Annotated in this window: 14 protein-coding genes; 9 read left to right on the top strand and 5 right to left on the bottom strand. The window is 42.3% G+C overall.

Annotation, left to right across the window (positions count from 1 at the left end; all coding sequences use genetic code 11):
• Window position 1: 1 nt before the first annotated feature.
• On the top strand, window positions 2–481 hold the full coding sequence (locus tag ACOFKR_RS10285) for a DUF892 family protein (RefSeq protein WP_419800713.1): 480 nt from the start codon (window positions 2–4) through the stop codon (window positions 479–481).
• Between the two features lie 84 nt (window positions 482–565).
• On the opposite strand, the gene ACOFKR_RS10280 is transcribed toward ACOFKR_RS10285, so the two are convergent.
• Window positions 566–1,942, bottom strand: a complete 1,377-nt coding sequence (locus ACOFKR_RS10280) for a 3-keto-disaccharide hydrolase (RefSeq protein WP_419800712.1) — start codon at window positions 1,940–1,942, stop codon at window positions 566–568.
• A 708-nt stretch (window positions 1,943–2,650) separates the two neighbouring features.
• On the opposite strand from ACOFKR_RS10280, the gene ACOFKR_RS10275 reads away from it, so the two are divergent.
• Window positions 2,651–6,136, top strand: coding sequence for a PKD domain-containing protein (locus ACOFKR_RS10275; protein WP_419800711.1), 3,486 nt, complete (start codon window positions 2,651–2,653; stop codon window positions 6,134–6,136).
• Window positions 6,137–6,139: 3 nt separating this feature from the next.
• On the top strand, window positions 6,140–7,150 hold the full coding sequence (locus ACOFKR_RS10270; RefSeq protein ID WP_419800710.1) for a type IX secretion system membrane protein PorP/SprF: 1,011 nt from the start codon (window positions 6,140–6,142) through the stop codon (window positions 7,148–7,150).
• A gap of 26 nt (window positions 7,151–7,176) precedes the next feature.
• Here ACOFKR_RS10270 and ACOFKR_RS10265 read toward each other — a convergent pair whose 3' ends face one another.
• On the bottom strand, window positions 7,177–7,338 hold the full coding sequence (locus tag ACOFKR_RS10265) for a hypothetical protein (protein WP_419800709.1): 162 nt from the start codon (window positions 7,336–7,338) through the stop codon (window positions 7,177–7,179).
• Between the two features lie 445 nt (window positions 7,339–7,783).
• On the opposite strand from ACOFKR_RS10265, the gene ACOFKR_RS10260 reads away from it, so the two are divergent.
• Window positions 7,784–8,008, top strand: a complete 225-nt coding sequence (locus ACOFKR_RS10260) for a hypothetical protein (RefSeq protein ID WP_419800708.1) — start codon at window positions 7,784–7,786, stop codon at window positions 8,006–8,008.
• A gap of 64 nt (window positions 8,009–8,072) precedes the next feature.
• Here ACOFKR_RS10260 and rpoN read toward each other — a convergent pair whose 3' ends face one another.
• Window positions 8,073–9,551, bottom strand: a complete 1,479-nt coding sequence (gene rpoN, locus ACOFKR_RS10255) for an RNA polymerase factor sigma-54 (RefSeq protein ID WP_419800707.1) — start codon at window positions 9,549–9,551, stop codon at window positions 8,073–8,075.
• A gap of 140 nt (window positions 9,552–9,691) precedes the next feature.
• Here rpoN and mscL point away from each other — a divergent pair, with 140 nt between their 5' ends.
• Window positions 9,692–10,090 (top strand): large conductance mechanosensitive channel protein MscL, encoded by a 399-nt coding sequence (gene mscL, locus ACOFKR_RS10250; protein ID WP_419800706.1) that lies wholly within the window; start codon window positions 9,692–9,694, stop codon window positions 10,088–10,090.
• Between the two features lie 121 nt (window positions 10,091–10,211).
• Here mscL and ACOFKR_RS10245 read toward each other — a convergent pair whose 3' ends face one another.
• Window positions 10,212–11,099: a ChaN family lipoprotein gene (locus tag ACOFKR_RS10245; protein WP_419800705.1), complete on the bottom strand. Its 888-nt coding sequence runs from the start codon at window positions 11,097–11,099 to the stop codon at window positions 10,212–10,214.
• Between the two features lie 111 nt (window positions 11,100–11,210).
• On the opposite strand from ACOFKR_RS10245, the gene rpmH reads away from it, so the two are divergent.
• Genes rpmH through tsaB form a run of 4 tightly spaced genes read left to right on the top strand, consistent with a single transcriptional unit; the run spans window position 11,211 to window position 12,734 of the window.
• Complete coding sequence (gene rpmH / locus ACOFKR_RS10240; RefSeq protein WP_419800704.1) at window positions 11,211–11,369, top strand: 50S ribosomal protein L34; 159 nt, start codon at window positions 11,211–11,213, stop codon at window positions 11,367–11,369.
• A gap of 46 nt (window positions 11,370–11,415) precedes the next feature.
• Window positions 11,416–11,796 (top strand): ribonuclease P protein component, encoded by a 381-nt coding sequence (gene rnpA, locus ACOFKR_RS10235; protein WP_419800703.1) that lies wholly within the window; start codon window positions 11,416–11,418, stop codon window positions 11,794–11,796.
• Between the two features lie 2 nt (window positions 11,797–11,798).
• Complete coding sequence (gene yidD / locus ACOFKR_RS10230; RefSeq protein WP_419800702.1) at window positions 11,799–12,041, top strand: membrane protein insertion efficiency factor YidD; 243 nt, start codon at window positions 11,799–11,801, stop codon at window positions 12,039–12,041.
• 3 nt (window positions 12,042–12,044) lie between these two features.
• Entirely contained in the window at window positions 12,045–12,734 is a 690-nt protein-coding gene (gene tsaB / locus ACOFKR_RS10225; protein ID WP_419800701.1) for a tRNA (adenosine(37)-N6)-threonylcarbamoyltransferase complex dimerization subunit type 1 TsaB, read from the top strand.
• Between the two features lie 20 nt (window positions 12,735–12,754).
• Here tsaB and ACOFKR_RS10220 read toward each other — a convergent pair whose 3' ends face one another.
• Entirely contained in the window at window positions 12,755–14,158 is a 1,404-nt protein-coding gene (locus ACOFKR_RS10220) for a DUF5723 family protein (RefSeq protein WP_419800700.1), read from the bottom strand.
• Window positions 14,159–14,191: the final 33 nt, after the last annotated feature.

The raw sequence follows: 14,191 nt of genomic DNA, 5'->3' as shown, positions 1-14,191 counted from the left end.
TATGGAAAACCAGGCATTAAAAGAGCTGATTAAGCAAGGCTTTGCAGCGATGAAGGCGGGAAGCAAAGTAGCCGCAGAGGCAACAGATGAGATTCAAAACGATGCGAAAAACCCGGAGCTTAAAAGTGCTTTGAAAGAAGGCAATGAACAATCAAAAGTTTGGGTACAGCGTATTGACCGTGGTTTGCAGGAAGCAGGCGGCAATGCAGACCAGGACAACGAAATCCTGAAAGCAAACTATAGCGTCAGCCAAAAAATCAGGCAGCAGGCAAAAGATGATGATACCCGTGATTTAGGCATCATTGCCAGCGGACAATTAGCTATACATTACTGGATTGCCGCATTTGGCACTCAGGCAAGTTATGCAGCGGCGGCTGGCTTAAATCAGGCCGAACAGGAAATGAAAGCCTGTTTGGATGAAGCAAAAAAAGCTGACGAAAAACATACGCAGATTGCCAAAAGCATTTTAAGCGCACAATAAAAAGCCTTTTTAAGTCCGGCTCTTATTAAATTAAGAGCCGGACTTTTTTTGTTCTGTAAAGAGAAATCAAAACCTGCTTTCGGTTTATTTCAGTTCCTTGATTTTAATACTCCGGAAAGAAACCCGGTTGCCATGATCCTGCAACAGCAGATGCCCGGCTTTTGCCAAACCAAAATTTGGCCAGATTTTATATTTGCTTAGGCTGACCAAATGTTCAAATTCTTTTGAACCACGATCATATTCAAGCACTTTTACACCGTTTAAATAATGTTCAACATGATTGTTCGGATAAACAACTACGCGGCCATTGTTCCAGCTGCCGATCGGATGGATGAACCGCGCTTGTTTTTTTGCCGGGATCAGATCATATAAAGAAGCCAGCGTACGGTCGCCATCACGGCCAAGTTTGGCGTCGGGGTGGCGTTCATCATCCAAAACCTGATACTCCAGACCAATAGCCGAACCTTGTGATTTTTCATCCAGCGTTACAAAATACTTTAAACCGCTGTTGGCACCGGGCGTAAGTTTAAAATCGAAAGAGACATCAAAAGCACTGAACAATTTTTTAGTAACGATATCGCCGCCGTTTGCAGCTTCTTTTCCTTCGGAAGATGAAACCGTTATGTTGCCGTTTTCTACCTGCCAGCCTTTGGTGGGGAAGGTGCTGCCTTTTGCACTGATCCAGCCGTTTACCGTTTTTCCGTCAAACAGCAGGTTCCAGCCATGCTGTTTTTCGTAAGCGGTTAAAAAGTTGGGCACGTTGTTTACCACATAAATACCGGCAGGAAAAGCACTGGGTTTAAGGTTGGAAGTTTGGATGCGGATGTTTTTAAAATACACCTTTTTGCCGGCCTGCTCTTTTGTGGTAACGGCGTGCACCTGTAAAGCAATAAAACCTTCCCGATCCAGGGTATCTACCACATAAGCAACCGGAATTTGATTGATCAAGGTTTTTGTTTCATTGCCGATACATTCGATTTTGATATGATTATACTGGCCAACTTTGAATGCCATTTTCGCCTTTGGGTTCAAATCCAGCGGATAAAGCCATTGGCGGCGGTCTTCATCATAAATACCGCCCGACCAGCTTCTTGCTGAAGGGTCAATTTCTACCTGGCGTCCGTAAACTTTTCCGGTATGTCCATCGGTATTAAAATGGCTTCTAATCTGGATGCCCGAATTACTTTCGGTGCTTTCTATTTTGACGTCCAGTTCCAGCACAAAATCACGATATACTTCTTTTGTCGCTAAAAAACTATTGCCCGAATTGATAACCGTAGTGCCAACAATTTGTCCGTTTTCGGCTTTGTAATCCGCTTTGCCGGCCAGCGGTTCCCATCCGGCCAAATTTTTACCGTTAAAAAGCGTGTGCCAGCCGCCCGAAGTTTGCGCAAAAATCTGGTAAGGCATCAGGGAAAAAAGCAGGGCAGCGACCAGCCAGGATAGGTTAATCTTTTTCATTTGTAGGTTTATAAAACCAGTTTAATCGGTGTGTTATTGTAAAACTATTTGATGTTTGATCGAGTAAATCACAACAAAAAGCTGTTTAATAAAATGTTTTTGTTTAAAAAATGGTTTGTAAAGTTAATTATTGCAAGCATAAATTGTTTAAAATATCGGTATTAAATGAAAAGCTGTTTATAGCTAATTCGGGCAGGATCGCAATGCTTCTTTTATCGCCTAAATTTTGGTGATTTATATTATTTGTTAAAATCAGATTTGATGCAAGTGGAAATCTGGGAAGTTCAGATTTTGCAGATAAATTTGCAATGCTTCTTTTATGCCGGTCATTTTTGCTTTTGCAATTACTACCGATAGAAAAACAATGGAAAACCCCTAGATAAATAATCAGGAGCTTAAGGTTTGGGTGGATCTGAACTCAAAAATAATTCAGGGTTTCAATTAACCAAATGTTTAAATCTTAATACTGAAAAGAAAGCTTTTTAATAGAAAAATGACTTTGATTTATAATTTATTAGTGGAAAAATTTTAAGCAAAAACCATTAGAAGTTAGTACATTAGAACGCTTTTTTAAGGATTTGCGCGCATGGTTTTTTGCAACCTGTAAAAATTACGGGTATTTTTAAATTTTGGATTTTATACGTCTAAAAGAAGTATGTGTTTCAAAAAAATTATGGCCAACAGCACCAGGAAACCAATTTGCACCGCATGACAAAAAGTTTTACCTGTCGTATTTTTTTGCTGTTGCTGATCATTGCTTTCGCCCGTCCGGCACTTGCGCAAACCAATAAAGGCACCGAATTTTACACCGCTTATATGGCCAACATCCGGGGAGTATTTACTTCAAACTCCTGCCAAATGAGTTTATACATTACTTCGGATGTAAGCACTTCCGGATCAATAACGGTTGCAGATGGCAGTTTTTCGCAAGGTTTTACGGTCACGGCTAATCAGGTTACCACGGTTACGATGCCGCAAAGTGCTTTTTTAGGTTCAGAAGGACAGTTTTTAAAAGGGATACATATTACTTCTGCTTTACCAATTGTAGTTTACGCCCATATTTATGCTTCGGCTGTTTCTGGTGCAACGCTGCTTTTGCCCGTTGCAACTTTGGCAAAAGATTATTATTCAATCAATTACACGCAGCGATCAAATGAAGGCAGTTGTTATTCATCTTTTGCGGTTGTGGCCACAGAAGATACCACTACCGTTGAAATTACACCTTCGGCAACTTTAAACAGCGGACATGCCGCAAATACGCCTTTTACCATCACGATGCAAAAAGGAGAAGTTTACCAGGGATTATCAGCAACGGATTTAACAGGAACCCGCATCCGGTCGGTAAGTTCCGGTTTAAATGTGTGTAAAAAAATTGCTGTTTTTAGCGGAAGCAGTAAAATTTACATTGGTAACGGGCCAAATAATTCTGCAGACAATTTGTTTCAACAATGCTATCCAACCGCATCATGGGGGAAAAACTACATCACTGCACCGCTAAGCAACCGGCCTTACGATACTTTCCGGATCATAGTGAGCGACCCGGCAACCAAAGTAACGATGAACGGTGCGGTTTTGAGCACTGCAACTTTAATCAATAATTTTTATTACGAATTTAACAGCACTGTGCCCAACGTAATTACGTCTGATAAACCCATTCAGGTAGCGCAATATGCCATCACGCAGCTTTCGCTCAACGGTGGCAAAGATTTGGGCGACCCGGAGATGATCTACCTTAACCCGATCGAGCAGATTATTAATAATGTAACACTCTACTCGCCAACAGCTTATAAAATTTTACAGAGTTACATTAACGTTATAATTTCTGCAGCCGCAGCCTCAAGTTTTACCATTGACGGGGCAGTACCGACAAAGGGTTTTAAATCAGTCCCGGGCAATACGGCCTATATGTACGGCCAGTTTCCGGTTGCTTCCGGCACGCACAACATCAATGCTTCTGATGGTTTTAACGCCATTGCTTATGGCTTTGGCAACGCAGAATCTTATGGCTACTCAGCCGGGACAAACCTAAAAAACCTGAATGAATTTGTACAGATCAAAAACACAGCCGGCGATTCTGTTGCCAGTGCCTGCATTGGCCAGGATTTGAAACTGCAGGTAACCATTCCGTATAAAACAACCCGGATTATCTGGTCGCCGCAAAACGGTGATTCAACTTATACAGACAACCAGCCAACCTTGATCAGCCAAACGGTCAAGGAAAACAAACCTCTATATACTTATGCTTACCCCAAAAACCTAATTTATAAAACTGTCGGCAATTATGGCGTTAAGTTGAAGGTTTTTAACGCAATTGCAGATGCCTGCGGATCGTACGAGGATTTGGACATTGCGCTTACCGTTTATGATAACCCCAATGCTTCTTTTACCGTTAAAAATTTAACCTGCCAATCTGATACTTTACTTTTTACCGATAAAAGCAGTGGTGCAATAATCAAAACCTGGGCTTGGGATTTTGGCGACGGAACAACTTCTTCGGTACAAAACCCTACACATAATTATGCAAAATCCGGAGATTTTATTGCCACGCTGCTGGTTACCAATTCCAACGGATGTACATCGGCATTGGATTCTCAGAAAATACATATCTATGCCAAACCGGTTGCAAAATTTATAATTTCTGATCCGGATTGTGCCACCAAAGCAGTTACCATTACTGATCAGTCTGTTTCTTCCGAAGGAAAAATTGTTCAATGGAACTGGTTTTTTGGAGACGGGTCAACACAAACAGCAACAAACAACGCTCCATTTCAACACATTTACAAATTAGCCGGGAATTATAATTTGAAGTTGGTAACTACAACAGATTTAGGATGCCGTAGTGATACGCTTACGATGCCATTGATTGTCCATCCGTTGCCAATGCCTGATTTTACGCTGCCAAAAGTTTGCATTTCGGATGCTTTTGCAATTTTTACCGATAAAAGCAGTATCAATGATCATACTGAAAGCGGATTTACCTACGCCTGGGATTTCGGGGATGCCGCTTCAAATCCTGCAAACCCAAATACTTCAACCCAAAAAAACCCTCGGCATCAATACACCAATGCGGCTACTTATCAGGTAAAATTAACGGTAACCTCAAAAAACGGTTGTGCTGCCGATACGACGTTCAGCTTTACGGTGAACGGTGCCGTGCCGAAAGCTGATTTTACGGTTTTAAACCCGGCAGATCTGTGCAGTAAAAATCCGGTTTTGATCCGCAATACTTCTACGCTGGATTTTGGAAATCTGACTAAAGTGGTTATGTTTTACGATTATACCAATCACCCGGATCAGTTTGAAACAGATGACAACCCAACGCCTGATAAATTGTACAGCCATCAGTTTCCGGTTTTCCATGCTCCGGCCACAACTAATTATACTGTTTTAATGCGTACTTATTCCGGAGAAAGCTGTGTGGATGAAAAAATGCAGGTCATCACCTTAAAAGCTGATCCGCAGGTAGCAATTACGTTGGCAACCCAGGTTTGTGCCGAAATCCCGGCCTTTCAAATCCAGGCAAAAGAACTGAACAATTACCCAATATCAGGGATTTTTTCAGGCAAAGGCGTTAGTTCTTCTGGGTTGTTTGACCCGGCATCCGCAGGTATCGGCACACAAACCATCACGTATATTTACACGGCCCAAAATGGTTGTTCCGATACTGTTAGCAAGCAAGTTACCGTCAACCCAAGCCCAAAAGTTATGGCCGGCAAAGCAATTAATCTGCTGGAGGGCAGCAGTGTAACGCTTAGTCCGACGGTTTCGGGCAAAAACCTGACTTATAAATGGACCCCGGCATTAGGTTTGAGTGCAGACAATATCCTCAATCCGGTTGCTGCGCCGCATGTAAATACAACTTATAAACTTACGGTAACTTCTGCGGACAGTTGCAGCAATGCCGATGAAATTACAATTACAGTTTTAAAAACACCGGTTATCCCAAATACTTTTACCCCAAATAACGACGGTATAAACGATATTTGGAACATAAAATATATAGACAGCTATCCTAACGTAATAGTGGAAGTGTTTAACCGTTATGGGGAAAGAGTTTACTACTCTGTGGGTTATAGTGCGCCATGGGACGGCAGGTATAAAGGTGCAGAATTGCCGGTAGGCACTTATTATTACATCATTACGCCGGGCAATGGCAGAAGTAAAACAGCGGGGCCGGTTACGATTATCAGATAGAATATGAAAAAATTATACTCAGGGATTTTATTTTTTTTGGTTGCAACAAGTAGTTGGGCACAGCAAAAACCACAATATACGCAGTACATTTTTAACAATTATTTAATAAACCCTGCCATTACCGGGATAGAAAATTATACTGATATTAAAGCCGGTTACCGCAACCAGTGGACAGGTTTGGACGGCGCACCGGTAACGATGTATTTTACCGCGCACACGCCAATCGGTAATAAATTTATACAGGGAGACCCAATGAGCCAGCCCGCAAACGGTGAAGATCCGATGAGCCGTTCTTACGTGCAGGATTATCAGGCGGCACCGGCACACCATGGCATCGGTTTTACAGTGGTTTCGGATAAAGCCGGGCCAATTACACAAAGCAATTATGATATTACCTACGCTTACCATCTTGGCCTCAGCAGCAATTTAAACTTGTCTGTTGGCGTGGCGGCCGGCTTGGCAAACATTAATTTAAACACCAGTCAAATTACTTTAGAAAACGCTTTGGACCCGGCAATTGCCAACGGTACAACCAATCAGTTTAAGCCGGACCTGGGCTTAGGCATCTGGGCATATTCTGCAACTTATTTTGTGGGCGTTTCTGCCCAGCAGGTGTTGCCGCAAACGTTGTATTTTTCTTCAAACTCTACATACAACCAAAGCAAAACCGTACCGCACTATTTTTTTACAGCCGGTGTAAAATTGTTTTTGGCCGAAGATGTTACTTTGCTGCCTTCGGTGATGCTTAAATACGTAAAACCAGTGCCTTCTACTTTTGATCTGAACCTTAAAATGGCTTTCCAGGATAAATTCTGGATTGGCGGTTCTTATCGCCGCAATGATGCGATTGCAGCAATGGCCGGGATTAATGTGGGCAGTTTTTTAAACCTGGGTTATGCGTATGATTTCACCACTTCCAACCTGAATACGGTAAGCAACGGAACGCACGAAATTATTTTAGGCATTATGCTGAACAATGCTTATAAGGTAATTTGTCCGCGGAGATTTTGGTAACAGAAATGCTAAACATAATTTTTCGTTTATTCGCATTTTAAACCGGATGCTTCTTTTATCGCACATTTTTTAGCTTTTGCAGTTTTGAAGTTTGCAGGGCCGCAGGACAGGTAACCACCCAGGTGCGGCTGCCCGGCAAAACGCCCGGAGGCGATTGGGTTTGCCTTGGTTTTTTGTTTCTTTTTCATCAAGGAAAAAGAAAGAGAAGAGGGAACGCAGTTCCTGATCAAATACAAAAAATTAGTTGATAAAAGAAGCATGGTTGATTAAGCAAACCTGCGGTTGCTTGGCTTTACGTTCTTTTTGCTTGAACAAAAAGAACCAAAAATTCAAGAATGCCGGATCACCTCCTGGCGGCATTCGGCCCGGCACGCCTGGGTGGCTATCTTAAAGGTGCCGATCTTGCAAGCGGTTTTTAGGACGGTTATCAACATTTGTCAGATGCTTCTTTTATAACCCATTTTTTTACTTTTTAAAGTTTTGAAATTTGCAAAGCCGCAGGACAGGTAACCACCCAGGTGCGCTGGGCTGGCAAAGCGCCCGGAGGCGATCGGGTTTGCCTTGATTTTTTGTTTCTTTTTGATCAAGCAAAAAGAAAGAGAAAAGGGAACGCAGTTCCTGATCAAAAACCGTATGGTAAAAGAAGCATGTTTTACAAAAGCAAACCTACGGTTGCTTGAGCTTTCGTTCTTTTGTCTTGAAACAAAAGAACCAAAAATTCAAGAATGCCGGATCGCCTCCGGGCGGCATTCAGGCCAGCGCGCCTGGGTGGCTACCTTAAAGGTGCTGATCTTGCAAACGGCCTTTAGGACGGTTATTAACATTTGTCAGATGCTTCTTTTACCACCTATTTTTTAGTCTGGTGTCTGCCTGAATTTATACCGATAAAAGAAGTATCGATCAGAAAAAAACCGGCAGATGATTAAAGTTCTTTCCGCAACCTGGCTACCGGAATATTTAGTTGTTCACGGTATTTGGCAACGGTTCTGCGGGCAATGTTGTATCCGGCATCTTTCAAAATTTCGGTCAGTTTTTCATCTGCCAGAGGATGCAATTTGTCTTCACCGGCAATATTTTCCTCCAAAATCTTTTTCACTTCTTTGTTAGAAACCTCTTCGCCGCTTTCGGTTTGGATGGCTTCGGAAAAGAAAGATTTCAGCAGAAAAGTACCATGCTCGGTTTGCACATATTTGGAATTGGCCACGCGCGAAACAGTAGAAATATCCATCCCGATTTTATCTGCAATATCTTTCAAAATCATCGGGCGCAGATTTTTGTCGTTTCCCGTTAAAAAGAAATCATATTGATAATGCATAATCGAATTCATCGTTTTGAGCAGCGTTTGCTGACGTTGTTTGATAGCATCGATAAACCATTTGGCCGAATCCAGTTTTTGCTTTACAAACTGCACGGCCTCTTTCATTTTTTTATCGCGCTGGGACGTTTTATCATAATGCTGAAACATATCCTGATAAGAGCGGCTCACCCGCAGTTCAGGCGCATTTTTGGCGTTCAAAGTTAAAATCAATGTGCCATCATTATTGCGGATATGAAAATCCGGGATCACCTGCATCTGTTTGGTGTTCAACTCGTTAGAATCACCGGGCTTTGGGTTTAGTTTCAATATTTCGGCTACGATTTCCTTCAGCTCGTCATCGTGCAGGTTCAGGGATTTTTCGAGTTTATCGTAATGCTTCCGTGTAAATTCATCCAGGTAATGTTCTACCACCTGGATGGCTTTTTTGATCACCGGGATTTGCGTGTCTTTACGCCGGAGCTGGATCAGCAAACATTCCTGCAGATCGCGCGCGCCAACACCGGCCGGGTCAAAATGCTGGATCACTTTCAGCATTTCTTCCACTTCCTCATCTTCCGCCATCAGATTTTGAGAGAAAGCCAGATCATCAGTGATCGACATGATCGGCCTCCGCAGATAACCGTCATCGTCCAGACTGCCTATAATCTGCTGGCAAATCCTGAAATCTTTGTCTGATAAAGGCAGTAAATCCAGCTGGTTTTGCAGGTTCTCAAAAAACGAACTTTGTACCGCAATCGGCATTTCTTTGCGTTCTTCCTCGTCGTCTCCGTTCTGTTCATAACGGCTGCCGTAATCGTTCAGATTGTCGTCCTGCAGATATTCATCGATGTTAAACTCGTCAAACTCTTCGCTGCCGGTTTCTTCTTTGTTGAAGTTATCTTCGTCCGGGTCATGGTCGGGATATTCCTCCACGGGATCGTTCATGTTGGTCAAACTCAAATCCTCCAAAGCCGGGTTGTCCTCCAGTTCTTCCTTAATGCGGGCATCAAGCGAAACAGTTGGCACCTGCAGCAATTTGATAAATTGGATTTGCTGCGGTGATAGCTTTTGAAGTAATTTTTGTTGTAGATTTTGTCTTAACATATAAAGTCTCAAAAATACATTAAAATACAAGATCGCTTCATCAGGATTGTATTTTTACAATCCGTTCAGCAGGTTTTATACGCAAATTTTTGTTTTCTGACTAAAATATTATCTTTATCGGAACTTAATTTTAAGAAAATATGGGATTTATAGGCGAATTTAAAGCATTTGCATTAAAAGGGAATGTGATTGACCTGGCCGTTGGTATCGTAATTGGTGCTGCTTTCAGCAAGATTGTTACTTCTTTGGTTGAAGATATTATCACTCCGGCAATTTTAACTCCTGCCCTAAAAGCAGCACGGTTAGAAAACCTTAGCCAGCTTGTTGTTCCGGGCACTGCCATTAAATACGGCAACTTTTTATCGGCCGTAATCGCTTTTTTAATTATTGCGATCGCTTTGTTTTTAGTGATCCAGGCGATCAACAAGATGCAAAGAAAAGAACCTGTTGTGGCTGCACCGGTTGTGATTGTTGCCTCGAAAGAAGAGGTATTATTGGGCGAAATCCGGGATTTGCTGGCACAAAAAAACAGCTTGTAAAAACAGTGTTTTTATTTGATATTGATACAAATCAGGCTTGGATCAAACGGTTTGAGCTGGTTTTTTCATGAATTTTAAATAGCAAACTTTTTTCGCCTAAATTTACCCTGTAAAAGAAGCATCATTCCTGCTTGGTAACTGCAGCCGTTATCACCACAAAATCCGCCAGTTTAACCAGTTTTTCCCAATCCGGTTTGGCAAAATCCTCTTTGGCAAAAGCAGCAACATTTTTGACCGAAGCATTAGGCAGATATTTTTTAAACTGTGCAACCGCGCCAAGTTTTTCTTCGCTGTGAAAACCACCGTTGATCTGAAAAACCGTAAAACCGGGATGCGTTTTTAAAAATGAAGCGACCGACCAGCCCATCGTTGCGTCCCATAAATTTTGCGCCTGATAAATCTGCATTCCGCCCATGGCACTGTGTCCGCCCATGATTGCTTCAAATTTTTGCAGGTATGCACCGGTTGCAGTATCAATGGGCAACGGCGGAAGGTAGGATTTTCCGGTTTTATCCAGTTGATTTAATGCATTTAAACCTCCGCGGCTAACCATATTGGTGTATCGGCCGGGCGCATTGGCGGCCACAACCGGTATTTTATTTGCTTTTGAAAACTCGATCATTGGCCTGTAATCTGCATAGTTCGGCCAGCAACGGGCATCAGTAATAAAGTTTTTTTCGCGGATCAAGCCCGATAGATATTCGTTCAAAACCTGCTGGCAATCGCTTTCAAACATCTCCATGGACAATGCTGTTTTTAGCGGATGTTTTTCATAAAGTTTTTGCAAAATTGTGGCTTCCAGCAAATGTCCGATTGAATCGTTATGTTCTTCACCATAAAAAACAGCATCGGTATTTTCCAGGTCTTTCACCAGTTCATCTACAGAAATAATTTTGTGTGAAGCAGAATCGTAAATTTTATAAGAGTTGACGTTTTGAGCATCAGCAAACGAAACCATCAGCAGCAGGAGCAAGGTGTAAATGCTTCTTTTATAAGGTAAAATTATCATAGATTGGTCGCGGTTATGGTTCAGAATAAAACCAAATTAACGTTGGGTTTTTGAAAAAACAACTCTATATTTGCGCTCTTGTTTTAAAAAGCGTACAATACCGATAAAGATATGAAAAGAACGTTCCAACCTTCCCAGCGTAAGAGAAGAAATAAGCATGGCTTCCGCGAGCGGATGTCAACCGCAAACGGCAGAAGGGTTTTAGCTGCCAGAAGAGCAAAAGGCCGCCACAAGCTGTCTGTATCTTCAGAACCACGCCACAAAGCATAATCGGGCCCGCCGGTTTTTTTCGTCATAAACCGGGTTTTGATATTTCATGCACACTTTGCCAAAAGAAGAACGGTTGTGCGGTATAAAACCGATTTCGGATTTATACCAAAATAGTTCTTCCTTTTTGCGTTATCCGTATAAAATAAACTGGCAATTTTTGTCAAATGCCGAAAAGCCGCAGGCAAAAGTGCTGTTTTCGGTTTCAAAAAAACGCTTTAAAAAAGCGGTTGACCGCAACCTAATCAAGCGGCAAATGCGCGAAAGCTACCGGCTGCAAAAACAGGAAATACTGTTTTTACAGGCAGAAAAACCGGCAAAATCAATTAATTTTTCGGTAACTTACATCGGAAAAGAAATTAGCGAGGCTGGTTTGATGATGAAAAAAATGCAAAAAGTTTTGCAGCAATTGGCCGAAAAATTGGTTTAACAATGCAGTTGATCTTCAACTTTATACGCAAATTAATTGGCTATCTTTTTATCCTGATCATCCGTTTATACCAGTTTTTGCTTTCACCGATTTTAGGCGCTTCCTGTCGTTTCACGCCCACCTGTTCGCAATACGGAATGGAAGCCATCCAAAAATATGGTCCGTTTAAAGGCGGCTGGCTTACTTTAAAACGCATTGGCCGCTGCCATCCCTGGGGCAAACACGGCCATGACCCTGTTCCTTAAACCATGAGTTTGATCCTGCAAATTGAAACTTCTACCACTTCCTGCTCGGTTGCCTTGGCGCAAAACGCAAAAGTTTTATCGCATAAAAGCATCAACCAGCGTAATATCCATGCAGAAGTGATTACTGTTTTTATCGATGAAATTTTTGCGGAAAAAAATCTAAGGATCAACGAGTTGGATGCCGTTGCCGTAAGCTGCGGTCCAGGTTCATACACGGGTTTGCGCATTGGCGTTTCTACCGCAAAAGGTTTGTGTTTTTCGTTGGATAAACCTTTGATTGCCGTAGAAACTTTGCTTTCGATGGCTGCCGGTTTTTTATCGCGTTTTCCAAATCAGACCAAAGAAAAATTTTTGTTGTGTCCGATGATCGATGCGCGCCGGATGGAAGTTTTTACGGCTTTGTTTGACCAGGATTTGAACAGGATACAGGAAACTTCCGCAGCAATAATTACGGAAGAAAGCTTCGGGGAAAACCTGAATCAGCATAAAATAATTTTTTTTGGTGATGGTGCGGCAAAGTGCAAAGCGGTTTTAGGAAACCATGCCAATGCTGTTTTTATCGATACTTTTTTGAACGAAGCAACAGACATGACTTTGCTTGCCGAAGCAAAATTCAGCCAAAAACAATTTGAAGATGTGGCTTATTTTGAACCGTTTTATTTGAAGGATTTTATCGGCAGCAAAATTGGATAACCTGTTTTTTAAAGTATCCTTCAATAATTTCCGCGCTTAAAAATCTTCAGCCACATCCGGTTGAAAAACCCTCTTTCGTTGCCCATCGGTATATAACTTGCGTTGGCCGGATGTTCGATAAACCGACCAAATTTTGCCGAAAACCCAATAAATGCACTGATGCCCGAACGTTCGGCGGTATAATTCTGATCAAAAAACCGGGCTGATCTGAATAGTTGTTCTGTACCAATAAAAAACTCGGCATTTGGCGATTTGATCATCAGTTGTGCACCTGCGTTCCAGATATCCAGATTACTATAAGCGGCCAAAGCGGTAAACCACAAGCTTTTATAATTAAAATGATTGATAAAAGCAGCATTGTAACCCTTGTAAAACAGGTTTTTTGAAATGACTAAATTTGGCATAATGTAAACATCCGGCAGCCCGGGCGCAAATTTTTTACTTATCGATATATCTGCACGGCTGTTGGTAGGTTTGTAAACCGCTTTTAAACTGCCGTTTTGCGCTACCAGCGAATCTACTTCTGTTAAAATCCGGTCGGAATTATTGCGGGTCTTGGAAATGCGGTCGATGGTTTCCGTTCCGTTAAAATCAATAACCGAAGTTTTATGCCAGCGGATCACGCCTAAATCTTTAACGTTGCCCTGAACTAAAATTCCGTTGTCCAGCTGTGCCTGTAGCCCGAAACTGACGGCCGCACCGGGGTTCTTCAATCCCAGTAAATCCCGTTTGGCATACTCATGATTGTTGGTAGTGGTATAATTTCCCTGCAACATGATGCTGGCCGCGGTGCTGTTTTTATCCACATAAAAACCGGAATTATTGATGTTGAACTGCGTGTAATAAACGCCGAGCAGCGCACTCAGTTTCGCCCCAAAAGCAACAGACGGAGAAATTTTCTGCCGGTAAGTTAAGCTGAACTGATGATAAGCCTGTGCCTGCAAATTGCCGTTGAACAGATTGGTATTGGGCAAACCGTTGTCAAAATTTTTATAAGAATCCAGCAGCAGCAGCGTTTCATCGGTAAAATTTCCGCTTCCGCTTGCCTGGGTTTGCGCCGAAATGCCCAGTTCCTGATCACCATCCAAACGGGTATAAACTTTCAGCATAAACCAATAATTATTGCTGTTGATTTGGATGGAATTCAGCGCTCCGAATCGGTTAGTTAACGTACTGCTGTTGTAAGTCCCGTTGTTCAGGAGCGATAACAGCGATTGCCTGCCGTTGCCTTTGAATTCCGAACTGGCAGAAATGGTTGGGACAAAGAAGTTGAACGCGAATTGCCTGCTCGAATCGGGCGTAAATGCGCGCTGGGCCGGGTTTTCAAAACTGTCAAACAGCGTTCCGGTGTTGTACTGGGCAAATTGCTGCGCGTTGGCCATTGTAAAAACAAGAAGCAGTACCAGGGAAAACAAAAACTTCATTCTGCAAAAGAAAGAAATAGTTACAGCACAAAA

The sequence above is a fragment of the Mucilaginibacter sp. genome (assembly GCF_965201005.1).
Taxonomy (GTDB): Bacteria; Bacteroidota; Bacteroidia; order Sphingobacteriales; family Sphingobacteriaceae; genus Mucilaginibacter_A.
The sequence above is the reverse complement of the archived record's forward strand: the minus strand, read 5'-3'. Positions and strand labels throughout refer to the sequence as shown.

Excerpts from the sequence above, each read along its gene's own strand:
- ACOFKR_RS10285 (WP_419800713.1), top strand. The coding sequence starts at position 2 with ATGGAAAACCAGGCATTAAAAGAGCTGATTAAGCAAGGCTTTGCAGCG.
- ACOFKR_RS10280 (WP_419800712.1), bottom strand. The coding sequence starts at position 1,942 with ATGAAAAAGATTAACCTATCCTGGCTGGTCGCTGCCCTGCTTTTTTCC.
- ACOFKR_RS10275 (WP_419800711.1), top strand. The coding sequence starts at position 2,651 with ATGACAAAAAGTTTTACCTGTCGTATTTTTTTGCTGTTGCTGATCATT.
- ACOFKR_RS10270 (WP_419800710.1), top strand. The coding sequence starts at position 6,140 with ATGAAAAAATTATACTCAGGGATTTTATTTTTTTTGGTTGCAACAAGT.
- ACOFKR_RS10265 (WP_419800709.1), bottom strand. The coding sequence starts at position 7,338 with ATGAAAAAGAAACAAAAAACCAAGGCAAACCCAATCGCCTCCGGGCGT.
- ACOFKR_RS10260 (WP_419800708.1), top strand. The coding sequence starts at position 7,784 with ATGGTAAAAGAAGCATGTTTTACAAAAGCAAACCTACGGTTGCTTGAG.
- rpoN (WP_419800707.1), bottom strand. The coding sequence starts at position 9,551 with ATGTTAAGACAAAATCTACAACAAAAATTACTTCAAAAGCTATCACCG.
- mscL (WP_419800706.1), top strand. The coding sequence starts at position 9,692 with ATGGGATTTATAGGCGAATTTAAAGCATTTGCATTAAAAGGGAATGTG.
- ACOFKR_RS10245 (WP_419800705.1), bottom strand. The coding sequence starts at position 11,099 with ATGATAATTTTACCTTATAAAAGAAGCATTTACACCTTGCTCCTGCTG.
- rpmH (WP_419800704.1), top strand. The coding sequence starts at position 11,211 with ATGAAAAGAACGTTCCAACCTTCCCAGCGTAAGAGAAGAAATAAGCAT.
- rnpA (WP_419800703.1), top strand. The coding sequence starts at position 11,416 with ATGCACACTTTGCCAAAAGAAGAACGGTTGTGCGGTATAAAACCGATT.
- yidD (WP_419800702.1), top strand. The coding sequence starts at position 11,799 with ATGCAGTTGATCTTCAACTTTATACGCAAATTAATTGGCTATCTTTTT.
- tsaB (WP_419800701.1), top strand. The coding sequence starts at position 12,045 with ATGAGTTTGATCCTGCAAATTGAAACTTCTACCACTTCCTGCTCGGTT.
- ACOFKR_RS10220 (WP_419800700.1), bottom strand. The coding sequence starts at position 14,158 with ATGAAGTTTTTGTTTTCCCTGGTACTGCTTCTTGTTTTTACAATGGCC.